The organism is Arachidicoccus terrestris, assembly GCF_020042345.1.
In the GTDB taxonomy this organism is placed as follows: Bacteria; Bacteroidota; Bacteroidia; order Chitinophagales; family Chitinophagaceae; genus Arachidicoccus; species Arachidicoccus terrestris.
In genome coordinates, this window is record NZ_CP083387.1 from 1,358,791 (window position 1) to 1,381,328 (window position 22,538).

At 44.5% G+C, this 22,538-nt stretch carries 19 protein-coding genes; 11 read left to right on the forward strand and 8 right to left on the reverse strand.

Features of this window, described 5'->3' with window-relative positions; genetic code table 11:
* Window positions 1-19: 19 nt before the first annotated feature.
* The gene (locus K9M52_RS05430; RefSeq protein WP_224071044.1) at window positions 20-856 is read right to left on the reverse strand and encodes a sulfite exporter TauE/SafE family protein; all 837 of its coding nucleotides are present in this window, start codon (window positions 854-856) and stop codon (window positions 20-22) included.
* Between the two features lie 177 nt (window positions 857-1,033).
* Here K9M52_RS05430 and K9M52_RS05435 point away from each other — a divergent pair, with 177 nt between their 5' ends.
* The 4 genes from K9M52_RS05435 to K9M52_RS05450 all read left to right on the forward strand — a co-directional run bounded on the left by K9M52_RS05435 (window position 1,034) and on the right by K9M52_RS05450 (window position 5,537).
* On the forward strand, window positions 1,034-1,759 hold the full coding sequence (locus K9M52_RS05435) for a type III pantothenate kinase (RefSeq protein ID WP_224071045.1): 726 nt from the start codon (window positions 1,034-1,036) through the stop codon (window positions 1,757-1,759).
* A gap of 265 nt (window positions 1,760-2,024) precedes the next feature.
* Window positions 2,025-3,416, forward strand: a complete 1,392-nt coding sequence (locus K9M52_RS05440; protein WP_224071046.1) for a hypothetical protein — start codon at window positions 2,025-2,027, stop codon at window positions 3,414-3,416.
* A gap of 15 nt (window positions 3,417-3,431) precedes the next feature.
* Window positions 3,432-4,139 carry an LPS export ABC transporter periplasmic protein LptC gene (lptC, locus tag K9M52_RS05445; RefSeq protein ID WP_224071047.1) on the forward strand — a complete coding sequence of 236 codons (708 nt, stop codon included), beginning with the start codon at window positions 3,432-3,434 and terminating at the stop codon, window positions 4,137-4,139.
* 138 nt (window positions 4,140-4,277) lie between these two features.
* The gene (locus tag K9M52_RS05450) at window positions 4,278-5,537 is read left to right on the forward strand and encodes a hemolysin family protein (protein ID WP_224071048.1); all 1,260 of its coding nucleotides are present in this window, start codon (window positions 4,278-4,280) and stop codon (window positions 5,535-5,537) included.
* 136 nt (window positions 5,538-5,673) lie between these two features.
* On the opposite strand, the gene K9M52_RS05455 is transcribed toward K9M52_RS05450, so the two are convergent.
* The gene (locus K9M52_RS05455; protein WP_224071049.1) at window positions 5,674-6,813 is read right to left on the reverse strand and encodes a TlpA disulfide reductase family protein; all 1,140 of its coding nucleotides are present in this window, start codon (window positions 6,811-6,813) and stop codon (window positions 5,674-5,676) included.
* 409 nt (window positions 6,814-7,222) lie between these two features.
* On the opposite strand from K9M52_RS05455, the gene K9M52_RS05460 reads away from it, so the two are divergent.
* The gene (locus K9M52_RS05460; RefSeq protein ID WP_224071050.1) at window positions 7,223-8,110 is read left to right on the forward strand and encodes an AraC family transcriptional regulator; all 888 of its coding nucleotides are present in this window, start codon (window positions 7,223-7,225) and stop codon (window positions 8,108-8,110) included.
* 19 nt (window positions 8,111-8,129) lie between these two features.
* Here the strand turns inward: K9M52_RS05460 and K9M52_RS05465 are convergent, their stop codons facing one another.
* On the reverse strand, window positions 8,130-9,050 hold the full coding sequence (locus tag K9M52_RS05465) for a PfkB family carbohydrate kinase (RefSeq protein ID WP_224071051.1): 921 nt from the start codon (window positions 9,048-9,050) through the stop codon (window positions 8,130-8,132).
* A 240-nt stretch (window positions 9,051-9,290) separates the two neighbouring features.
* Between K9M52_RS05465 and K9M52_RS05470 the strand changes: the two genes are divergently transcribed.
* The 4 genes from K9M52_RS05470 (at window position 9,291) to K9M52_RS05485 (ending at window position 11,590) form a co-directional block, all read left to right on the forward strand.
* Window positions 9,291-9,698, forward strand: coding sequence for a c-type cytochrome (locus K9M52_RS05470; RefSeq protein ID WP_224071052.1), 408 nt, complete (start codon window positions 9,291-9,293; stop codon window positions 9,696-9,698).
* 8 nt (window positions 9,699-9,706) lie between these two features.
* Entirely contained in the window at window positions 9,707-10,147 is a 441-nt protein-coding gene (locus tag K9M52_RS05475; protein WP_224071053.1) for a nucleoside deaminase, read from the forward strand.
* A 139-nt stretch (window positions 10,148-10,286) separates the two neighbouring features.
* Window positions 10,287-10,889, forward strand: a complete 603-nt coding sequence (locus tag K9M52_RS05480) for a superoxide dismutase (RefSeq protein WP_224071054.1) — start codon at window positions 10,287-10,289, stop codon at window positions 10,887-10,889.
* An 89-nt stretch (window positions 10,890-10,978) separates the two neighbouring features.
* Entirely contained in the window at window positions 10,979-11,590 is a 612-nt protein-coding gene (locus tag K9M52_RS05485) for a hypothetical protein (protein ID WP_224071055.1), read from the forward strand.
* 124 nt (window positions 11,591-11,714) lie between these two features.
* Here K9M52_RS05485 and K9M52_RS05490 read toward each other — a convergent pair whose 3' ends face one another.
* Together K9M52_RS05490 and K9M52_RS05495 are read right to left on the reverse strand one after the other, a co-directional pair.
* The gene (locus K9M52_RS05490) at window positions 11,715-11,975 is read right to left on the reverse strand and encodes a DUF3098 domain-containing protein (protein WP_224071056.1); all 261 of its coding nucleotides are present in this window, start codon (window positions 11,973-11,975) and stop codon (window positions 11,715-11,717) included.
* A 105-nt stretch (window positions 11,976-12,080) separates the two neighbouring features.
* Complete coding sequence (locus K9M52_RS05495; RefSeq protein ID WP_224071057.1) at window positions 12,081-12,860, reverse strand: cell division protein FtsX; 780 nt, start codon at window positions 12,858-12,860, stop codon at window positions 12,081-12,083.
* A gap of 259 nt (window positions 12,861-13,119) precedes the next feature.
* On the opposite strand from K9M52_RS05495, the gene leuS reads away from it, so the two are divergent.
* Window positions 13,120-15,885 carry a leucine--tRNA ligase gene (gene leuS / locus K9M52_RS05500; RefSeq protein WP_224071058.1) on the forward strand — a complete coding sequence of 922 codons (2,766 nt, stop codon included), beginning with the start codon at window positions 13,120-13,122 and terminating at the stop codon, window positions 15,883-15,885.
* A gap of 214 nt (window positions 15,886-16,099) precedes the next feature.
* Entirely contained in the window at window positions 16,100-17,494 is a 1,395-nt protein-coding gene (locus K9M52_RS05505) for a DUF3472 domain-containing protein (RefSeq protein ID WP_224071059.1), read from the forward strand.
* A 138-nt stretch (window positions 17,495-17,632) separates the two neighbouring features.
* Here the strand turns inward: K9M52_RS05505 and K9M52_RS05510 are convergent, their stop codons facing one another.
* The 3 genes from K9M52_RS05510 to K9M52_RS05520 form a co-directional block, all read right to left on the reverse strand.
* The gene (locus tag K9M52_RS05510; RefSeq protein ID WP_224071060.1) at window positions 17,633-20,005 is read right to left on the reverse strand and encodes an ABC transporter permease; all 2,373 of its coding nucleotides are present in this window, start codon (window positions 20,003-20,005) and stop codon (window positions 17,633-17,635) included.
* Window positions 20,006-20,199: 194 nt separating this feature from the next.
* Window positions 20,200-21,168 carry a class I SAM-dependent methyltransferase gene (locus K9M52_RS05515; protein WP_224071061.1) on the reverse strand — a complete coding sequence of 323 codons (969 nt, stop codon included), beginning with the start codon at window positions 21,166-21,168 and terminating at the stop codon, window positions 20,200-20,202.
* A gap of 182 nt (window positions 21,169-21,350) precedes the next feature.
* Window positions 21,351-22,463 (reverse strand): T9SS type A sorting domain-containing protein, encoded by a 1,113-nt coding sequence (locus K9M52_RS05520; protein ID WP_224071062.1) that lies wholly within the window; start codon window positions 22,461-22,463, stop codon window positions 21,351-21,353.
* Between the last annotated feature and the right edge of the window lie 75 nt (window positions 22,464-22,538).

Genomic DNA, 22,538 nt, shown 5'->3' on the forward strand with positions numbered 1-22,538 from the left:
TGATCATATGATTATATGATTATATCTGTCCTGTCATACCTTTATAGATCATGTCCAGGGCAATTATCAGGATAAATATGGAGAATCCAAACCTGAGTTTAGCTGTATTGGATTGCAAAAGGATCTTAGAACCGCCCATTGCGCCAATTAATACGCCAATCACCACCGGCATACAAAGTGCCGGGTGGATATATCCGTTTTGCAGGTAGATGAAAGCCCCGGCCGTAGCAGTCACCCCGATCATGAAATTACTCGTAGTGGTGGAAACCTTGAACGGCACCCGCATTATATTATCCATAGCAATCACCTTCATCGCACCGGCCCCGATGCCTAAAAGTCCTGAAATAATCCCCGCAAGCATCATCATAAAAAAACCTCCCACCACATTTTTCACACCATACCTGACGGGTCCGTCCGGACCGGGATAGGCGCCTGTCAATTTAAATCTTTTCCCCATTTTGCTGCAGACCTGTTCCGTAATTTCTGGCTTTTTGCGCCAGGAATTAACGGCCGACAATATCAATATGATGCCAAATAATATAGCGACGATGGGCGTTGGGATCAGCTTAGAGGCGACCAGTAATGCACCGAACACCGCCCCTATAGTGGTCGCGATTTCCAAGAACATCCCCATACGCAAATTCGTAACGCCTTCTTTTACATAAGCCGCAGCGGATCCTGAAGATGTGGCAATAACGGCCACCAGCGCTGTCCCTATGGCATAATGGAAGTCCACTCCCATATAGGTCAATAATGGAATAATAATGACACCTCCCCCCAAACCCGTCAGAGAACCCAGCAGCCCCGCCAAAATGGAGCCGGCAAACAGCACTAATGTGAAGGCAAGTGTGGTCATATTATTAAATAAATAGGATTGGTACTTTGCAAAATTAAAGATCACTAGTAAACTAATTTTCCATAGAGAAACATCAGACTTGGCATCCCGAATGACAGAACATAGTGCTTAATGCTGTTTTTTAAAGAGAAAAACCGAAGTTTGCCAGATAATTAAGACTAAACGAAAAAATGTGTCATGGCTAAAAAAACACTCTGTTTTGATTTTGGTAACAGTCGCCTAAAATGCGCGCTGATGAATGGTGGGGAAGTAAAGGAAGAACGGTTCTTAAATGGGACTCCTGAACAGTTAAAAGCCCTGCTCCAGGAGTTTAAACCAGATCGGACCATATTGTCTTCTGTCATTGATCACGACCCGGCTCTGGAGGATATATTGGCAACTTATGGCCATTTTCTCAAAATTGGCCCTGACACAGCGTTTCCTATTTCGGTTCCATCAGGTCAGGCGAAAACCGTTGGTGCCGACCGGTGGGCGATGCTTATGGCCGCCAGGGACCAGTTCCCCGGGCAGCATAATCTCATTATCGGTCTGGGTTCCTGTATTACCTTTAATTTTCTGGATAAATTTGATAAATTTCTGGGTGGATCCATCAGTCCGGGGTTACGTATGCGTCTGAGGTCTTTAAACGATTATACCGCTGGCTTACCCCTTGTGCAACCTGACTGGAATTTTCCACTGATAGGCTATGATACCAGAACCAATATTCTCAGTGGGGTTATCCTGGGCATGTCCGCAGAAATCGATGGTATTATTGATTTATATAAGGCAAAATACAGTAAGTTTAATATTATGATCACTGGCGGGGACATCGCTTTTTTTACCCCACATCTCAAAAACACGATACTTCCTGATCCTTATCTGATTTATAAAGGATTATACCGGATTAGCCAGGATAACGGTTAATCCGTATAAATTTTCAGGAGACAATCACCTGTTTGCGCCCTGGAGTGATTAACCACTCAGCTAGCTGGTTGCCGGGCTACTGGGAACGAAATTCAAAATGAATCTGATAGCGACCATATTAAGGATAGATATCAGGTGTAAAACGGTAAGTTTAACGTACTTTTAACCGGTCGGGATTTATCTATTTTTGTCCCGCACCTTAAAAACAAGATATTTGCAGACCCCTATTTACATTGTAGGGGTATATATCTTATTCGTTTAGAAAATGCTTAGAACAAACAAGTGCCTGTTATTATTGGTATTGGTATGCTTTATACAGAAGGCTCAGAGCCAGATCAATTCTCCTTTCTCCCGGTACGGGCTCGGAGTTGATTATGCCAGCCAGAATTCCCGCTACCTGGGTATTGGCGGAATGTCAGCAGCCTTCAGTGACCAACAGGCTCTGAATACCGGTAATCCGGCCAGTTATGGCGACCTCCATACACTGGGACCCGCCGGAGGTCTTGCGACCTTTGACTTGGGATTTGACATCAGCTCTCACAATCTAAAAAGCCTTGATCCGGCAGGTACCTATAAATCAAATTACTTCAGGCCTTCTTATTTCACACTCGGTATGCCTCTTGCCAAGAAAGGCTTCGGTTTGATTTTTGGTCTGAGATCTCTGACTGACATCAACTACAATATTAAAGAGCAGAACTCATTGCCGATAAATGGTTACCCCGATTCGGTCAGAAATTATAATAGCCTCTATCGGGGTGATGGCGGGCTGAATCAGGTGTTTATGGGCCTTGGTAAAAGGATCGGGCATTTGTCGCTGGGGGTCAACCTCGGTTATGATTTTGGTAAAAGAAACATCAGCACACAAACGGCTTTCGATTCCTCCTATTCGGCGGATCCGGCTGATGCCGTTACACAGGGATCTATTAAAAATGTAAGAATGGCAGTAGGCGGTTTTGTATGGGAAGGGGGCCTCCAATATGAGCTTCCCTTATCGAACAAAACAGACCCTGTCACAAAGATTAAGACGAGTTCAAGCCTGACCCTTGGAGCCACGATGTCTCTCAGTCAGGACCTTACCAGCAAAACCAATACGACCTTCTTTACCTACTACGCCAGTGATCCTGATAATCCCATCGGGCAGGATACTGTCGTAAGTTCCGGAGAAGTCAGGGGTAAAGTGACCCTGCCCCGGTCCTATAAAATAGGCCTGATGTATAACAACTACCAGGAAAATATAGACCGCTGGGGTGTAGGTGCAGAATACAACAGCACCAGTTGGGGCTCCGACTATAAAGAAGATGGTGTTAGTGAACCAGCTTACGCGAATAGCTACATGATTCGTGGCGGTGTTTATTTCCGGCCCTCACCGCTGAGAGGTAAAAGTATGTTCTCCAGAGCCCGGTACAGTGCTGGTTTTTACACAGGAAAAGATAAATTGGTGTTTGATGGCAAACAATATAAAATTCAAGCTGTAACTTTGGGCATGGATTTTATGATCCGGAATTTTGTCCGCACTTCCAGACAATATAGTCTGATCAATGCGGCACTTCAGTTCGGGCGCAGAGGCTCTGATGAGAATAATGTCTCTGAGAGTTTTATTAAATTCTCTATGGGATTTTCTCTTAGTGATTTCTGGTTTACCAAGAGAAGATACTAATAAGATCAAACAGATATGCCCACTTTCACGTCAAAATACTTACGTAAAAGCTGCTGCCTGCTCTTAGCAGGCAGTTTGCTTCTTGGCGGTTGTGAAAATGACATCAATGAGGTGAAAGCCCTGAATAATCATGGATATAACACCGAGGAAGCCACGGGTGTGACCAGCTATCTGAGTATCGGAGGGAAAGTGAAAGCCAAGCTGACAGCTCCGGTTATGATCAGTTCTGAGAAAGATACGACCAGTATGAGTTTCCCTAACTCGCTTTTTGTTGTTTTCTATGATGATTCCACCAGTCTCCCTTCCAGCTTTGTATCCGCAAAGTATGGCATCTACTATAAAAGACTCAATAAAGTCAAACTTAAGGACTCAGTTGTCGCTTATACCATCGCAGGAGATACATTGACGACCAGCGAGTTATGGTGGGATCAGAATACCGAAACTATTTATAGTGATAAACCCTCAGTGCTTAAACAAACGCATCCATATGGTTTGATTCCCGGTGATAACGGATTTCATGCCAAACAGGATTTCAGTGAATTTGTTTTCTTGAATGCCAATGACGCAATCTTGGAAGTTGAAAATTCTATCAGTTCCGGCAGTAACGACTCTTCTGCGCCACCTGTTACCGCTGGCACGGACACGACCACGGAGGCTCGGGACACCACAGCCCCGGCAAAAGAAAATACACCGAAGCCGGCTGACAGTGCCCATAAGCCCTAAAACGGCATTATTTGGCCCTAAATAGCTGACGGGCAAATATTTATCCGCATATAGCAAAAAAAAGGGCGGCTTGCTTTTCTGCTTCATTTGATTTACATAATTTAGCCTAATTAATTTTTTTACCTTAATTTCAACCCTATGAGTCAGTTAAGTGCACTTACGGGCATATTGATTACGCTTCTATTGATCCTGTTTTTTGCAGGAATGGAAGCCGCTTTCCTTACTGCAAACCGGTTGAATATCGAGCTGAAAAAAAAACAAGGCTCGAGTGAAGGGCTGTTATCTTCAAGATTTGCTGATAACCCCACGACTTTTATAGGTACCAGTATTTTTGGAGCATTGCTTTGTCTGGTAGTGTATGGGCTGTTCTTTAATGAATTCTTCAATCAGCTATTTTGGGCTAAAACCAGTTTTCATAATGAGAACCTGCAGATGGTCCTGAATACGATTATCTCTACCATCTTTGTGGTATTCTTTGGCCGGTTCCTTGCCAGGTTATTCTTCAATCGTAATGATAAGCTCTTTCATTCCCTTCTTTCCTTTTTCAGTATATTCTATAATCTGTTTAATAATATAATCAAGATCTTTCTCAGCTTTTCAGGCGGTATTCTCAAATACCTGTTCAATGTCCGCCTGAAACCGGAGAAGAAACCGTTTGGCCGTATGCAGGTGGAACATCTTTTCCAGCAGGCCAAAGATTCAGATGAAATGGTCAGCCAGGACCTCAATACCTATCTATTTGAAAATGCGCTGACCTTGCCCAATATCAAGATCCGCCAGTGCCTGGTACCCCGTACCGAGATCATCGGTGTTGAATTGCATACCAGCATTGAAGACCTGCGACAGTCCTTTATCAAGCACATCATGAGCAAGCTGGTCGTTTATGAAGGTTCTATTGATAATATCATCGGGTATGTTACGCAACAGGGACTATTTACAAGGCCCGGAAGTATCGAGCAGATCCTGCTTCCTACATTTACGGTTCCGGAAAGTATGAGTATTATTGATCTGCTTACCCGCTTCTCAAAAGAACGCAAGAGTCTGGCCTGGGTCGTAGATGAATTTGGGGGCACGGCGGGTATCATCACCGTAGAGAATATTTTATCTGAACTATTCGGAGAGATGCAGCATGAATCTGATAAAGAAGCCTTTGTGGAACAAAAAGTAGCCGAAAATGAATATGTCTTCTCCGGACGGCTGGAGCTTGAATATCTTAACGAAAAATACGACTTCGAATTTCCTGAAAATAATTCTGAAACATTATCGGGTTACATCATTAAGGAAAATAAAGACATTCCGAAACAAAAAGAAAGAATTATCGTGGATAATTATGAGTTCGACATTATCAGTGTGACAGATACCCGTATTGGCATGGTCAAGATGCGGATACTCAGATAAGTATATGATCAGCTCTGTAGCTGATGGCATAAAACCCAGAAAAGGGGGTAATTAAATGATCCGGTATCATTTAATTACCCCCTTTTTTATTGGTATTTTCGCCTCTGGCTCTTTTGAACAACTGCTCTGAAACCTATTAAAACAGGGTCTTTAATTTTCTGGTCAGCGCCTCCATGGTCAGGTTCTTGGCTACGATCTTACCAGAGCGGTCTACCAGCACGTTTTGCGGCAGTACAACTACCCCATACATTCTGCCGACCTTGGAATTCCAGAATCTCAGATCTGACACCTGCGGCCAGCTCAGCTTATCATCTCTGATTGCATCGGTCCATTCGGATTTCTCGCCAGGTTTATCCAGGGCTACACCTATGATTTCCAGACCCTGGTCTTTATACTGATTGTAGAGTTTAATCAATGTAGGGTTTTGCGCCCGGCAGGGGCCGCACCAACTCGCCCAGAAATTCACAAGCACATATTTACCTTTGAAATCAGAAAGGGCAATCGTCTTACCGTCCGGATCACTTTCGGTAAATTCAGGTGCCTGACTACCCACCGGCGTGAGCTTTGCAAACCCGATCAGGGTTTCCATCCTTCTGCCATCAGGAGACTGACGCAAGGATTGCGGCAGCAGATTAAAGAGTTTTTGCGTCTCGTCCGGTTGATCGATCAGCGCACCGGAAAACTGCTGCAATGCAAAAAAAGCGATGGGAGAACCGGGATCCTTTCTGATATAGTCTGCGTAGACCTCTTTTTTGAGCTGGGACTGCAGATCTTCTATTTGTTGTTGCGTATTGTCCAGAGCAGACTGATTACCTGCTTTCTCCTCTGCCGCTGCTTTCTTCAATAATGTGGCAGCCCTTGCTTCAAATGGTTTAGCTGCAGCTCTCAGTTTATCAAATTCTATATTAGATTTAGACCCACTAACACTCGCATTAGAAAAGGAGTCGACGCTTTTAACCTCCATATCAGCCGGATCTGCAAACAAGGTAATCATATCACGTCCCATAGAAGGCTTCACTTTTTCTTTCAGATCATAGCCAGCTCTAAGTTCAATGCGGGTCGGCTGATTGATTACCCCCTGAAATACGTATTTATTTCCACTCACATTTGTGCTGTCAATAACGTTATGACCACCGGAAGCGTAGGAGATATACACCTTTTCTACTTTGGGAGAGACTCCTCTTACCGTTCCCTGAATAGTAAAGTTGCTTTGGGCCAGTACACATAGTGGTGCTGCCACAAGCACTGCCAGGCCCATATTTTTTATCGCTTTCATTTAATTGTATTTTTAATTTAAGGTTCCTATTCCTAACAAAAGTAGACACTTATGTGAAAAACGGAAAATATATCCTGTATGACACACCTGCGTTAGTTAAAGTTTATCCCTATAATCATAAAATTTCACTTTAAACCAGTCACAAACACTTCAAAAACAAAGAATTCAGGCCCCTGAAAATATGTAGATTATATTCAATACCAAAGAATTCACTAAAAACCGCCGATTTTTAAGCAATATTGGCCGCTTCGTTGTAATTTGTAACCGGAATTAATAATATCAACAGACCGAACTTTGGATAGGATATCGCTTTGGGTTCGCTTTCGCTGCGATACTGCTTAAGCATATAAGCACTGTTCCGGAAGGTATTAATCTCCACCGAGTTTTAAAATTATCAGCTTTTTTTCGGATGAAACCCCAGTTACTTAAGATTTCCAGTAATCCTGCTTTCTCGTTCCAGGTCCGCCGCGACAGGGTACCCTATTTTTTTGACAAATGGCACTATCATCCGGAAGTAGAGTTGGTCTATATTGTCAAAGGCAGCGGCACCCAGTTTATCGGCAATGACATTGACAGGTTTGCACCGGGTGATATGATTATGGTCGGCGCCAACCTGCCCCATCTCTGGCGCTGTGACCAGCAGTATTATGAAGGAAAAGAAGCCCGGCTGGCGGAATCCTCTGTGCTTCACTTTGCGCCTCAGGCCCTGGGAGAGAAATTCTGGCAAATGCCCGAGAATAAAGCTTTCAACGAGCTATTAGAAAGGGCAAGACTGGGGATCATAATAGAAGGTGCTGCCCGGAAGGCCATCGCCCGGTATATGAAGCAACTGGAGGCAACCAGTGAGCATGGACGTACTGTTTTGCTGTTGCAAATATTGGAAGCAGCCAGTAATCTGGAAGATACCCGGACCATTTTGTCACCGACCTCGCATAAGGCAGATTTCCATGATAAATCTGAGTCGGAACGCATGAACCGGATCTATCAGTATATCTTTAATAATTTCCAGCAGAAAATCTCTCTGGAGGACATTGCAGGAGTGGCCCATATCAGCCCGCATTCATTCTGCAGGTTCTTTAAATCCAAGACCAAGAAAAGCTTTTCTACCTTTTTAACCGAGGTCAGGATCCATCATGCCTGTAAGCTGCTTGCGGAGACAGATCACCCCGTTTCAGATATATGTTACGAAAGCGGCTTTAATAATTTTTCCAATTTTAACCGACACTTTAAGCTGTTGAAAAACAAATCCCCTCTTCAGCATCGCCAGCAGTACCAGCAACCCAAAAAGGGGATCTAACGGTTTCAATCTATTACTATTAACAGCTCAGCTGAAAGTTCGTAAGCCGGACAAATTTCGCGGCGCGTTTTTGAATATCTTCTGGCGTGAGAGATTTCAGGCGCTCTGTACCCATTTTCTCGCAGCAGAAACTCGCTGTTACACTACCCATGATAACCGCTGTTTTCATATTCTCAAATGAGAGATCGCCTGTACTGGCCAGATAGCCGATAAAACCACCTGCAAAGGCGTCACCGGCGCCGGTTGGATCGAAAACTTCTTCTAGCGGCAACGCCGGTGCACAGAATATTTCTTCGCCATTGAACAGTAAAGCACCATGTTCGCCTTTTTTAACGATCAAAAACTTAGGGCCCATGGCTAGGATCTTGCGGGCTGCCTTTACCAAGGCAAATTCTCCGGAGAGCTGTCTGGCTTCACTATCATTTACCACCAGCACATCGACCATTTTCAAGACGTCCTCCAGGTCTTCCATAGCCGTCTCCATCCAGAAATTCATAGTGTCCAGTACAATCAGCTTAGGTCTTTTAGACAACTGATTGATAACAGAACGTTGAATAGCTGGGACCAGATTACCCAGTAACAGATAATCCGTCTCCAGATAGCTGTCCGGCAGCGTCGGATTAAAATCGGCCAGCACATTTAAGTCAGTGATCAAAGTCTCCCGGGTATTCATATCCAGGTGGTATTTACCACTCCAGAAAAAGGATTTTTTGTCTTTTACAATCTCTACGCCCTCGGTATTGACGCCTAGGCGGTTCAGATCCTGGAGTACCTCCTGCGGGAAGTCGCCACCCACAATTGACACCTGATTAATGGAATGCATGAAGTTTGTGGCGGCATAGGCGCAATAAGTTCCTGATCCCCCAATTGTTTTTTCTGTCTTGGCAAACGGCGTTTCGATTGCATCGAAAGCCATTGTTCCAATAATGGTTAAGGCCATGTAAGCTGCTTTTTGTTTAAAGATATCTTATACAACCCCGCAAACCTATTACATTTACATAATATTTCAAATGTTCGGTGATAATTTATGGTTTTCAAAGCGGGCGGAGGTTCATATAAACAGTGATTTCCTTTAAAATCCCTTTGATTTTCTTTGCATATAGGTTAACGTATAGTAGTCGGTTTATTATTCTTTTTAATGTAACTTAGAGCCATTATTCAAATTAAAAATGATACGTTGATGAAAAAGTATTGGGTAGCGTTATCGGCTGTCTGTCTGCTGGCTGTTGCCTGCGGTTCTAATAGTAATAGTGAAAAACCAGAAACCACCCCCCCGGCAGCTGAAAGTCATGAGTCTGCCGCAAATGATATCTCGAAAGATCCTAACTATCAGAAGGGCCTGAAATTAGTCGCACAAAACGATTGTCTTACCTGCCACAAGGTGAGCGGACAGTCCACCGGTCCTTCTTACGAAGAAGTCGCCAATAAGTACACCAATGACGAGACCACGATTAATATGCTGGCACAGAAAATCATCGACGGCGGCAGCGGCCATTGGGGAACTGTTCCCATGACAGCCCATCCAACCTTAAAACCCGAGGATGCCAAGCAAATGGTCAAATACGTTTTACTTCTGGGAAAAAAATAACAGGATCCGTGCAGCAGACAGATGAGTTCTATATGCGTCAGGCCCTTAGAGAAGCAGAAAAAGCCTTTGAGATGGGTGAAGTCCCGATTGGCGCTGTTTTGGTGATTGGGGACAGGATTGTTGCCCGTGCACACAATCAGGTAGAGCTCCTCAAAGACCCGACCGCCCATGCCGAAGTAATGGCCATCACAGCCGCCTGCGATTTTATGGGGGCCAAGTACCTTCCGGAAGCCACACTCTTTATCACCTTGGAGCCTTGCCTGATGTGCAGCGGGGCTCTGTATTGGAGCAAAATCGGGCGGGTCGTCTTTGGCGCAAGTGATCCTAAAAACGGTTATGGCCGTCAGGTGAACACTACGCCATTTCATCCGAAAACAAAAGTACAGAGTGGTCTGCTGGAAAAAGAAGCACTGGAACTGATGCAGTCATTTTTCAAGAACAGGCGCTGATTTATTAATATTTCATTCTCATTGAGGCTGAACGATCAACCATAATTTTCAGTACCTTTGTTAGGCTCCTGTAAGAAATCTGAAGTGATGCTTTCAGGACACATAACATTTCATTATTCAACATTTAAAATTAAATAGTATGGCTTTTACACTCCCACAGCTTCCATATGCATTTGATGCACTGGAACCACATATCGACGCTAAAACAATGGAAATTCACCATGGCAAACACCATCAGGCCTACGTGAACAATCTCAATAAAGCAATTGAAGGAACTGACAACGCAGATAAGAGTCTGGAAGAGTTGGTTAAAAACGCTGGCAGTTTTTCCCCTGCTGTTCGTAATAACGGTGGCGGGCATTGGAACCACTCCTTCTTCTGGACCATATTGTCGCCTAATGGCGGCCAGCCTTCCGGTGATCTGGCGGCAGCCATTGACAGCACTTTCGGCTCTCTGGACGGCTTAAAAGAAAAGTTTAACGCAGCAGGCGGAGCACGCTTCGGCAGCGGCTGGGCATGGCTGATCGTTAAAGACGGTAAACTGGAAGTAACCTCTACACCAAATCAGGATAATCCCCTGATGGATGTAGCAGAAACCAAAGGAACCCCAATCCTGGGCGTTGACGTCTGGGAACATGCTTATTACCTAAATTATCAGAACCGCCGGCCTGATTATCTGGCTGCCTTCTGGAATGTGGTAAATTGGGACAAAGTAGCAGAACTTTACAACGCAGCTAAATAAGGCATGCCTTGTAAAATTCAATAGCACAATACTAGGTGCAAAGCAGGAGTGTTTTGCACCTTTTTTTTCATCATAAAAAATCAATTTCTATGAAAAAACTCTTATGGGCAATCTTACCGCTGGCCATGATGGCTTCCTGTGGTAAAAGTAGTGAACGCAAGATCCTGGTTGTCGCCAACGGTGATATTTCCGTTGCGGGTCAGGACCTGAAAATCACCAACCCTTCTGATGGCGCCGTTGAAAAGCTGATTGATTTGAAAAACGCAGCGCAAACCAGCTACACGGTTAACAATGCCGGCAAGACCAGCACCGTGGATCTGCCTGCAGAAGACGGATTTTATATACTCAACCTGATGAAAGATACCGTGTTTGGCAGCCAGCTGATTGATGGACGGGATTATAACACCTCTGAAGACCTGGGTTTGGACAAACAAAAACAAATGATTGACAGCCTGAAACTGATATTACAGGGTCAGAATATCTCTGCGGCCAATAAGAATTACATGATTGTGCCCGGGCAATTGACTAAAATTACCAACGATTTAGTTCATGCCCGTGTGTTCGGCCCTTTCCACGCAATGGATGCCAACGTAGATGCACCAACTGATGGTAAGCCACCCGTACTATATAAATTCTATTCCTCGGATGAATTACAGACCCGCCTGCAAACAGTGGAAGAGTCTTATAATTCTACCGATTAACGTCTTTGGTATAGAGCCAGAAACTAAAAATTGCCGCTCAGTGTAACGATTAAACACCAGCGGCAATTTTCTATATAAAGAAGCCCATTATCAAGTGCTTCTCCGTATTTTCAATACATAATAATTATTTGCGATCTGCCTTGGGCTTTTTAAGGATAGCAAATACTTCAATCCCAAACCCCAGCAAAATAACGATAGGCGCAACCGTTATTCTTCTAAAGCTGTATACCTGTGTTTTATCAAACACACTGGCATCCGTACTACGACCACCGGACAGCAACATCATTCCCAGGGCAATCACTACTGCCCCGATGATCATCCACATGTAATTATCTTTGGTAAAATGCAATCCGCCGCTACTGCGCTGTGGTTCTTTATTATCCATAGTAATTAATTTGCCTGACAAATATGCTATTAAATTTTGAATTTAACGGTAATTTCCTGTTATTTCTCCCAAATCTTACGAAAAGACATCCAAACAATTCTCTTCCTAATACAGATCATCCAGCCTGGTCTTCAGGTATTTATTAACGCTCCGGTTTGTACTGAACCAGGATATCAGCACGGAAAACACAACCATACATCCGTAGAGCAGAAAATTCAATCCGGCATTCTCCAGACTTCGGATCTCAGGAAATCTTTCTTTGGCCCATCCTGTCAGCAATAGCATGATGAGAATGGCCACGGCTGCACTGATTAACCCATTAACAATGGCTCTTACATTCATAGGCCGGGCAATGAAGCTGCGGGTTGCCCCGACCATTTGCATAGTCTTGATCAAAAACCTGTTTGAATACATGGTCAGCTTAATGGTGTTATCGATACTCACAACAACAATGACCCCCAAAATAATGCTGATGGCCAGAAAAATGAGCCCCATCTTATTGACCTTGTCGTTCATGGAAGTGACAAGGGTTTCGGGATAGTTGAGTCCGGAGAGCTGCGTGCCAAATTTCTGCGTCAGTTCGCCGGCGATCTTTTTGAGGCTGTCTTCATTGACATAATCGGCCTTCGCATAGAAGTTAATGCTCTCCGGCAGCGGATTATAGTCCAGGATTTTATCCCAATCCTCATTATTATCTTTATTCCATATTTCCTTGGCTTTCTCTTTATCAATATATTGCACATCTTTGGCGTAGGGCTGGGCAGCGATATAGTTTTTGATCTGGGCGATGGTGTCTTTGCCCTTCACATTAAGGTAAGCAGAGACCTCTACCTGCTCTTTCAGGTTATTGCCCATGGTTTTGAGGTTAAGAAAAAACCAGCCCATAATTCCCATGATTAATAATACCAGGGATATCCCGACAATACTAAAGACGGAATTAGATTTTTTTTTGTGCTTGGGGACGCTTTGAATTTCTGACATATTGTCCTTAAAAGTATAACATTGAAGATAGAACCTATAAGGGCAAATTTAATGTTTAGATACTAAACACGTACATTTGCAAGCAATTATTTTAATTTGTTTAAAGGTTTGACCGTTGGAGCTATGTTCGCCGGCCATTCCGTCCGTTTAATTTACGCATCATATGGATTATAATTTCAGGGATATTGAGAAGAAGTGGCAACAGCACTGGACTGAAACAGAGGCATATAAAGTGCCCAATGACACCACTAAGCCTAAGTTTTATGTACTGGATATGTTCCCCTACCCCAGTGGTGCCGGACTGCACGTGGGGCACCCCTTAGGGTATATCGCCAGCGATATCTTTGCCCGGTATAAAAGACTTAAAGGCTATAACGTTCTGCATCCGATGGGTTATGACGCCTTCGGGCTCCCTGCAGAGCAATATGCCATTGAGCATGGCATCCACCCGGCAGACTCCACCCGGCAGAATATCGCCACATTTGAAAAACAGCTCAATAATATAGGATTTTGCTTTGACTGGTCCAGAAGGGTCAATACCAGCGATCCCGGCTATTATAAATGGACGCAGTGGATCTTCCTGCAGCTTTTTGATAGCTTTTATGACCGTCATCAGAAAAAAGCCAGAAAAATCACGCAATTACAATCCCTGTTTGAAAAAGAAGGAAACCAGGCGCACCCCTGCCCTGGAGACGATACGATTGTCTTTTCAGCAGATCAGTGGAATGCTTATGACAATAAAAAGCAGCAGGATATTTTAATGCAGTACCGCCTGGCCTATTGTGGTTACGGAGAAGTAAACTGGTGTGAAGCATTGGGAACGGTGCTCGCCAATGATGAAGTGGTGAATGGTGTGAGTGAACGGGGCGGTCATCCGGTGCAAAAGAAAACACTGAGACAATGGTATCTGCGCATTACCGAATATGCGGACCGTCTGTTGGAAGGGCTGGATACGGTCGAGTTCAGTGATGCCATGAAAGAGATGCAAACCAATTGGATTGGCAAAAGCACCGGGGCAGAAATCACTTTTAAAATTAGCAGTGAATCGGACGAAATTCCGTCATTTACCGCCTATACAACACGGCCCGATACAATCATGGGCGTTGATTTCTGTGTCTTAGCGCCAGAACTGGATTGGATACTGAGTATCGCCTCAGTAGAACAGAGGCCGGAAGTCGAAAAATATATCGCCTATGTAAAGAGCAGAAGCGAAAGAGAGCGAATGGCAGAAAAACGGATTACCGGATGTTTTACCGGAGCCTATGCCATTAATCCCTTTGATGAAAACAAAAAGATTCCGATCTATATTTCAGAGTACGTGCTGGCCGGATACGGAACCGGTGCCATTATGGCTGTCCCCTGTGGTGATGAAAGAGATTACAAGTTTGCAAAAAACTTTGAGATTCCCATCACCAATATCCTGGGGGATCATTTTGACGGCGAGTACGCCAACCCGACTAAAGATGCCATTTTACAAAACAGTGGCTTCCTGAACGGACTTCCTATGCGGGAAGCGATGGAAGTCGTTGTAACGAAGCTACAGGAAAAAGGAATCGGTAAAAGAAAGACCAACTACCGGATGCGCGACGCCGCCTTCAGCCGTCAGCGATACTGGGGAGAGCCGTTCCCGATCATATGGAAAGACGGTATTGCGATCCCTTTATCAGAACAAGAGTTACCTCTCTTATTGCCGCAGATAGATAAATACGGTCCCGGTCCCGGAGGTGCCGGTCCTCTGGCGACAATAGACAGTTGGACCAGCCGGGGGCTGGAGACCAATACCATGCCTGGTTACGCCGGCAGCTCCTGGTATTTTCTACGCTATATGGACCCCCACAATACAGAAGCCTTCTGCGACCCTGCAGTCAGCGCCTACTGGAACCAGGTAGATCTGTATATCGGCGGTACGGAACATGCCGTAGGGCACCTGCTCTATAGCCGCCTTTGGACAAAGATCCTGTATGATTTAGGCTTTGTTACTTTCCAGGAACCGTTTAAAAAGCTCCTGAACCAGGGCATGATCCAGGGAAGCTCCCGTTTTGTTTACCGCCGGCATGGCACCCAGGAATTTATTTCTGCGGGATTAATTGCGGGGCAGCAAGTAGACCGTATCCATGTAGATGTGAACATCGTAGACGGCGTGGAGCTGGATATGGAGGCTTTTAAACAATGGAAGAACGGAGAATTTGCACAGGCCGCTTTTATTCTGGAAGAGGGTAAATATATATGCGGGGTTGAAGTAGAAAAAATGTCCAAATCCAAGTTCAACACCGTGAATCCGGATACCCTCGTCGAAAAATTCGGCGCGGACACCTTCCGAATGTACGAAATGTTCCTGGGCCCGGTAGAGCAGTCTAAGCCCTGGGATACCAAAGGTATCGAAGGCGTACACCGCTTTTTGAAAAAACTCTGGCGCCTATTCTTTGACGAAGAAAAGGGTGCTGTCTGGACAGATCAGGAGCCAACCACAGCAGAGTTAAAAGTGCTGCACAAAACCATCCAGAAAGTACAGTCTGACACAGAACGTTACTCATTTAATACCGTAGTTTCTGCCTTCATGGTCTGCGTCAATGAGCTCACCGACCTTAAGTGCCATAAAAAGCAAATCCTGGCGCCCTTACTGATCATGCTGACACCTTATGCACCGCACATCGCAGCTGAACTCTGGCAGGCGATCGGTGGCACAGGCGAAATTTTGGATGCTTCCTTCCCGGCATTCAAACCGGAACTCATAAAAGAATCCTCCAAGAATTATCCCGTCAGCATTAACGGTAAAATGCGCACCAATATGGAATTTGCCCTGGATGCCGATAAAGAAGCCATACAGACTGCCGTACTGGAAAATGAAGTAGTCAAAAAATGGGTCGAGGACAAACCTGTTAAAAAGTTCATCTTCGTCCCAGGCAAAATGATCAATGTGGTCATATAAGAAAAAGCAATGCTCCTCAATATTGTGTAAGCCCGGTATGTTTTAACATTACATACCGGGCTTATTGCTGCTTTTTCGTGGCTGGCATATCAAGTACAACGTTTGCGTGATTTTTACTTCCGCTAGGCTGATGTCTTTGTTTTTATGCATCTTTGATGGTACAGATGAATACCCGCTGCTGATACACTGTTCATCGCCTAATAAGTAATCAACTATGCACACAAAACGACATTGGAAACCTTTCACCGCTACTTGTCTCGGATTAAGCCTCATGACGCTGGGCTTCAGTTTGAATCCCGGTCTGGCCGGGGCACAGTCTAAAACATTCACGGTGCCGGCTAATAAGGGCTATGTCCTCCCTTTTACCGCGGGGCGCCATCAGGGTGTTTCAGTTCCTGTCGGTTATCCTGAAACCATCCGGCCTGTTTCTAAATGGACAGACAAGACTAAATCAGTGGTATGGTACCTGTATCAGGAACCGGGAGACTATAATTTTAGCTTTGACGGACAAGTAGACAAGGGTATTGACCTCCCCTTTGAACTTAGCATTTCCGACGCGGATCCAGCCGGTCAATTTAACGAACAACATCAGCGAATCACCTTCAAAGGTAGCGGGAGCAGAGATACCTTTACTGTTGGAAGCATCGCTATAGCTGATACAGGCTACTACCGTTATGAGCTTAAACCGAAGGCCGATCCTAAAAATGCGATTACTTTACATTCCTTGTTCTTTACTGCCGAAAATGGAAAAGGCGAGGTACATCAGACCGATTACCAGTCCTCTCCTTCTGTGCACTTAAGTTTTAGTTCGACAGCGCCAACAACCAAATCATACGACTGGATCTATGGCGAGATCCTTGTACCCAAAGGAGGTGATCCGCTGGCTACTTATTATGAAAGCCTGGGCTTCTACCGGGGCTACATGGGCATCCAGACCAATAGTGATCAGGAACGCAGGGTGTTGTTTTCCGTTTGGGACAGCAAGGATGCCGAAAAGGATAAGAGCATTCAGCAATCTGATCTGGTAACCCTTGTCGCCAAAGGCCCCGGAACAGTTACAAATAATTTCGGGGGCGAAGGAACCGGGGGGCAGTGTTATAACCCCAATGCCAACTGGGAAACCGGCAAACCCGTCCATTTTCTGATGAATGTATTACCGGATAGCAATGGCTCTGTCGTAATTTCCGCCTGGTATCAGATCGACACTAAGCCGTGGGTCTATGTCGCCAGCTGGCGGGCCCCGAAAGAAAAGCGTTATTTTGACGGGTATTATTCCTTTATTGAGAATTATGGTTATACCAATGGTTGGATGCGGCGAATGGCCTATTATTATAATGCCTGGGGTAAACAAAGCGGTGGCGGAGACTGGGTATCTTTCAACAGAGTCCGGTTCTCACATACGGATGGCAAGCCAGGTCAACGTGTAGATTATGAACAAGGGGTATCTCCGGCATACCCAGACCGGTTCTATATGGCATCGGGCGGCTATACACCAACGAAGCTAACCGCCAATGAAATTCCACTGGGAAAGCAGATTCCCATCAAAGATCTGACATCCTTTAAAAAACAGGTGCAGGACGCGTTAAAGGAGGAAGTAAAACGACAATAGCCTTAGAGAATAATACCCTCAAGAATAGCACGGTATCCACCCCTTTTTTAGATACAATAGGGGTGTCGCCATTTTGACATAAACAACGCCCCTGTTGTTATCTTGTCAGCTCTATTCAATCCAGGGAGCTGCATTCGTCTACTCGCTTTTCAAATGCCGCAACAAATTGGATTTAGCGGCCTTATATACCTTGAGACTGATCGTCATAAAGGTGATCAGCATCAGTGTGCAAAATACCTCTATAAATACATCGGCACCGATCGTTGATTGGTAGGCAAAATTACGAAGCCATCTGCCAGCCAGCAAATAAGATACCGGTGTGGCTATTAAAATTGCCAGCAATACCAAGACGACAAACTCCTTACAGATTAAACGTACAAGACTACGGGCACTCGCCCCCAACACTTTTCTGATACCCATTTCTTTAATCCTTGTCTCCGTACTATAGGTCGCCAGACCGAACAGGCCCAGACAGGAAATAAAAATAGCGATAGAAGCAAAGGTGGTAAATAAAGCGCCGACCCGCATATCCGATTTATACAAATTCTCAAACTGCTTGTCTAAAAAATGATAACTGAAAGGAGCATCGCTGGTCTTATAAGGTGTATAGGCATCAGCCACTGCCGCAATAGCTGATTTCATCTGCCGGGCAGATGTTCTGACATAAAGTGTATTCCACGATTTGGGTTGCACATAGAACACAAGTGGCGAAACAGCTGACCTTAAATCCTGAAAATTAAAATCCTTCACGACACCGATAACCTTATATTTCTTTCCGGAGAATCCCACCTCTTGGCCCAGATAAGGAGCTTTAAGGCCCATTTGGCGTACGGCTGTTTGATTCAAAATAACTGCTAAACTGTCTGCTGGTGAACCTGTAAAGTTCCGGCCATGTGCCAGCGCCATTTTCATGGCCGGAATAAAAGAAGCATCAATGGCTACTGGGTAACTCAAAAAACTGCTATTAGGATCCTGGCCTTGTTTTTTTAGACTCGTGGAAGAAACATTCAGATTTGTCAGTTCTTCGGCACTACTCAATCCTATATTTTCAATACTGGTGTAATGCAACAGATCTGCCTTTATCGCTTCCAGATGAGGAATGGCCGTTTTGGGAAAGGTCACTGTAAATACATAGGCTCTGTCATAGCCAATATTTATGTTTCGAATGTAATCCAGCTGACGGCCCATGATCAGGGTTACGAATAGTAATACAGCTGCCATGAAAAACTGAAAAACCACTAGGCCCTTCCGGAATGTATTTGCACCTATATTTCTGCTGATTTTTCCTTTTAACGACTCGATGGGCTTGAAAGAAGACAGCAAAATGGCAGGATAAATACTGGCCACCAATAAGGTTGCTATTAAAACGACACCTAAAGTTTTCCATAGCTGCCAGTCGTTTAACGCACAGCTAAATGCTTTACCGGAAATAAAATTATATAGTGGCATGAGCGCAAATATCAAGCCTATCGCGATCACCATCGAAATGCCAAAAACCATCACCGTCTCCCCCATAAATTGAAAGAACAGCTGCCTTCTTTTAGCTCCGACAATCTTTTTTATACCCACTTCCTTAGCGCGAACTAAAGATCTGGCAGTAGACATATTCACATAGTTGATACAGGCAATCAGAAATAACATGAGCATAATCACCATGAAGACTTGTACCAAGCGGTAAGCGCTGTTATTTCCGTTCGGTTGAATCAGGTGGATATCGGTTAAGTGTTGCAGGCGAAACTCGAAACGCTTGTCTCCGATGTCTGTCCAGTTTTTGACAACAGCGGCCGCAACTTTATTGGCGTCTGTCTTATTTCGTAGCAAAAGAAAGGTCGACATACTAAAGTTCTGCCGGTCTTCATCCAGATTTTTCCCACTATGCCTGGCTGCATATCCGGCTGCGTAATAACTGATAGGTAAAAGCACATCAGCGCGGATCGTCGAATTTTCCGGAAAGTCAGCCAGTATACCGGTAATCGTCATCGGATGCCCGTCATAGTTCAGCACCTGCCCCAGGGGCGCTGTGTTTCCATATATTTTTTTTGCGGCAGATGCCGTCAGTACAATACTATAGGGATTTTGCCAGAGGCCATTTCTGTTACCTGCCAACAGCTTAAAACTGAAAACAGACAGAAAGCTATTATCAACAAATAGAGAAGATAGTTTAAAGTCTCGGGAAAGGCGTGCCCTGGTAAACCTGGCCTGACCATTATCGATAATCCGGGAAGCAGCTGCTACAGCTGGTATGGACGAAGTCACATCAAACACTTTGGGCGGGGTCATAGGGTAAACAACCTCTTGACCGGCATTTTCCTGCCCCATAAAATGTGTATTGACCCTGTAGATACGATCTGCATTTTGGAAGAACGCATCAAAGCTCGATTCATTTTGGACCCAAATCAGTAACATAATACCTGTCGCCAGTCCTATGCTAAGACCGGCAATATTAATAATACTATATAGTTTCCCCTTTTTTAGATTTCTCCAGGCTGATCTTAGATAATACTTCCACATATAATTAATAGGCTGCTATATTCCCGTCATTAAAAATATAAACACCAAAGGGCCACTATTAATATGCCAATACATAAATATGTAATTAACTGAATAATTATATATTATATTTTTATAACAACTGTTCGAGATCGAAACAACCTGTGTCCGCTTTTTGTACAGTTGTACCTCAGAGATTGCTTAGCCGCTACGGACTATTTTTCAATCAGGTAGCACCAGCGTTTTAATTTCCCTTCAAAGTCAAAGGGGGTAGTTCTTTTGGTAATATCCGTGATCTTCGTGGCCGGTATGTTTGCAGCGTCCAATACGAACCGTGTATAATTGGTACTAAAATAGAGCTGTCCACCGGCAGTAAGTGCATGTAACACATCGCTGATCAGCGTGACATGGTCCCTTTGGATGTCCAGTATATCTTTCATCTTTTTGGAATTACTGAAAGTAGGAGGATCCATCACTGCCAGATCAAAAGAATTTGGCGTGAGTGTCTTCAGGTATGCTTTCACGTCTGCCGGTATAAAACTGTATTTCCTTTTCGTAGACGGTGTCAGCAACCGGTTATACCTGAAATTCTCCTCCGCCCAATTGAGATAGGTATTAGATAAGTCTACGCTACAAACGCTGGCAGCCCCACCGTCAGCAGCATAGACTGAAAACGAGCCCGTATAGCAAAAAAGGTTCAGCACGTTTTTATCCCGGGCCACTTCCCGTACCATTTGCCTGGTAACTCTGTGATCAAGGAAAAGGCCTGTATCCAGATAATCTGTCAGGTTAATCCTAAAGCTCAATCCACCCTCTTCCACTGTAAAGAAATGTCCTTCACCGTCTACTTTTTCATACTGTGCGCCGGCAGTTCTATGACTCATTTTACTACGCTGCTTAAGATAGATCTTCGCAACGGGTATGCCTGTCACCTGACTGATCTTCTCGAAACAGGCATGTACTTTCTGTTCCGGCCACTCATCCTCCTGATTGGTATCCGTGTTTTTTTTAGCATAAATGCTTACATAGGCTTTTTCTCCATACAGATCAATACTGATAGGAAATTCAGTCAAATCCCGGTCATAAAGGCGATAACACTCGATCTGCTGCCTTCTGGCCAGCTTGCTGCGGTGTTTAAACACCTTGGTCAGCCGGTTACTAAACATTTGCATTGCTTCTTCCATACCCTACGCTTGAACGATTGATTGGACCTGCAAAGTACGCCGAATTATTGTGACTGATAACTGAAATTAAGCAGCCATTGTACCAACCAGGATAAAGGCCGTAAAATGCAAACCGGCTCTACGGCAATAAAGCTATAGAGCCAGTCAAAAAATCAGCGTCGATCCGGGACGCTGTACCCGTATTATTTCTTCACAAAAGACACGTTAAAGCCATTCACTATACCATAATAAATGCCAGCAGCAAGGCCGGTAACATCAATGTCGTTGTTGCCAGTTTCCAGCGCCTGGGTCAATACTTTTTTCCCGGATCCGTTATAAATGGTCAGAATACCTGATTTCAGTATGTATACATGGATATACTGAGTGGCAGGATTAGGATAAACAAAGATCCCTTGTGGATCATTTTTGTGGTCAACCGTGATCACTTTGCTATAGTTTACCGCTCCGCCCATGTCCACTAGTCTAAGCCGGTAGTAGGCCCTGGCGGCGGTTTGTGCGATACTTGCCCGGTACTGCTGTTCACTCCCTTTCGCAGCGATCCGGCTCACAGAACTAAATGTATTATTATTTAAACTCCTTTCCAACTCATAGTGATCAAAATTCGTTTCTACACCGCTGGCCCAATTGAAGCTGGCGGTGTTGCCGGTCAGGCGGCCTGTAAACCACTTCAGGTCTACAGATGTGGCATCTAAGGCTTCCAGATTTACATTGTCAACAGCCATAAAGTCGTTTACTATACTGGTAGTAATAACTACCTTATCGACTCCTTTAAAACCGGCATTGCCGGTAAGATCAAAATTGACGGCAACCGCATAACCGCCCTGTCCTTTAATAACCGTACTAAGTGCAACTTTTGTTGTCACCGCCAAGTTGTTTTTAAACCCCTGAACATATATGTCAAAGGGAACATCATAATCCGGCACGGATGGATACGCAGACAATGTGATCTTATTAAAGTCAAATAGACCGCCTCCGGTGCGGGTCAGATCTATCTCAGTCATAGGCGACCCGTCCAGCGTCCCCAGATACATGTAGACAGAATTGTAGCCTATCGATTCCGGATACGTCGAAGGATTATCCTGATCAAAACCATAATATACACCACCAGTGCTACTGGTCGAATAAATGGTAAAATCAAAGCCCGAATAGCTTGCGGATGTCTGGCTTGTGTTTGCAGCTTCGAAGTACGTACCAGGTGCTTGTGATTCAAAATCAATTGCGGTCTGCGCAAAACTGAAAGCGGTCATTGCCAGGGCAAGCAGGCACAAAAAAAACTGTTTGTAGAAATGTTTCATAAATAGTGTTTTGGAAGTCCTGAAAGAAGCAGCATCAAAGTTATTACTTTTGGGGAATCATCCGCACCGAAAATC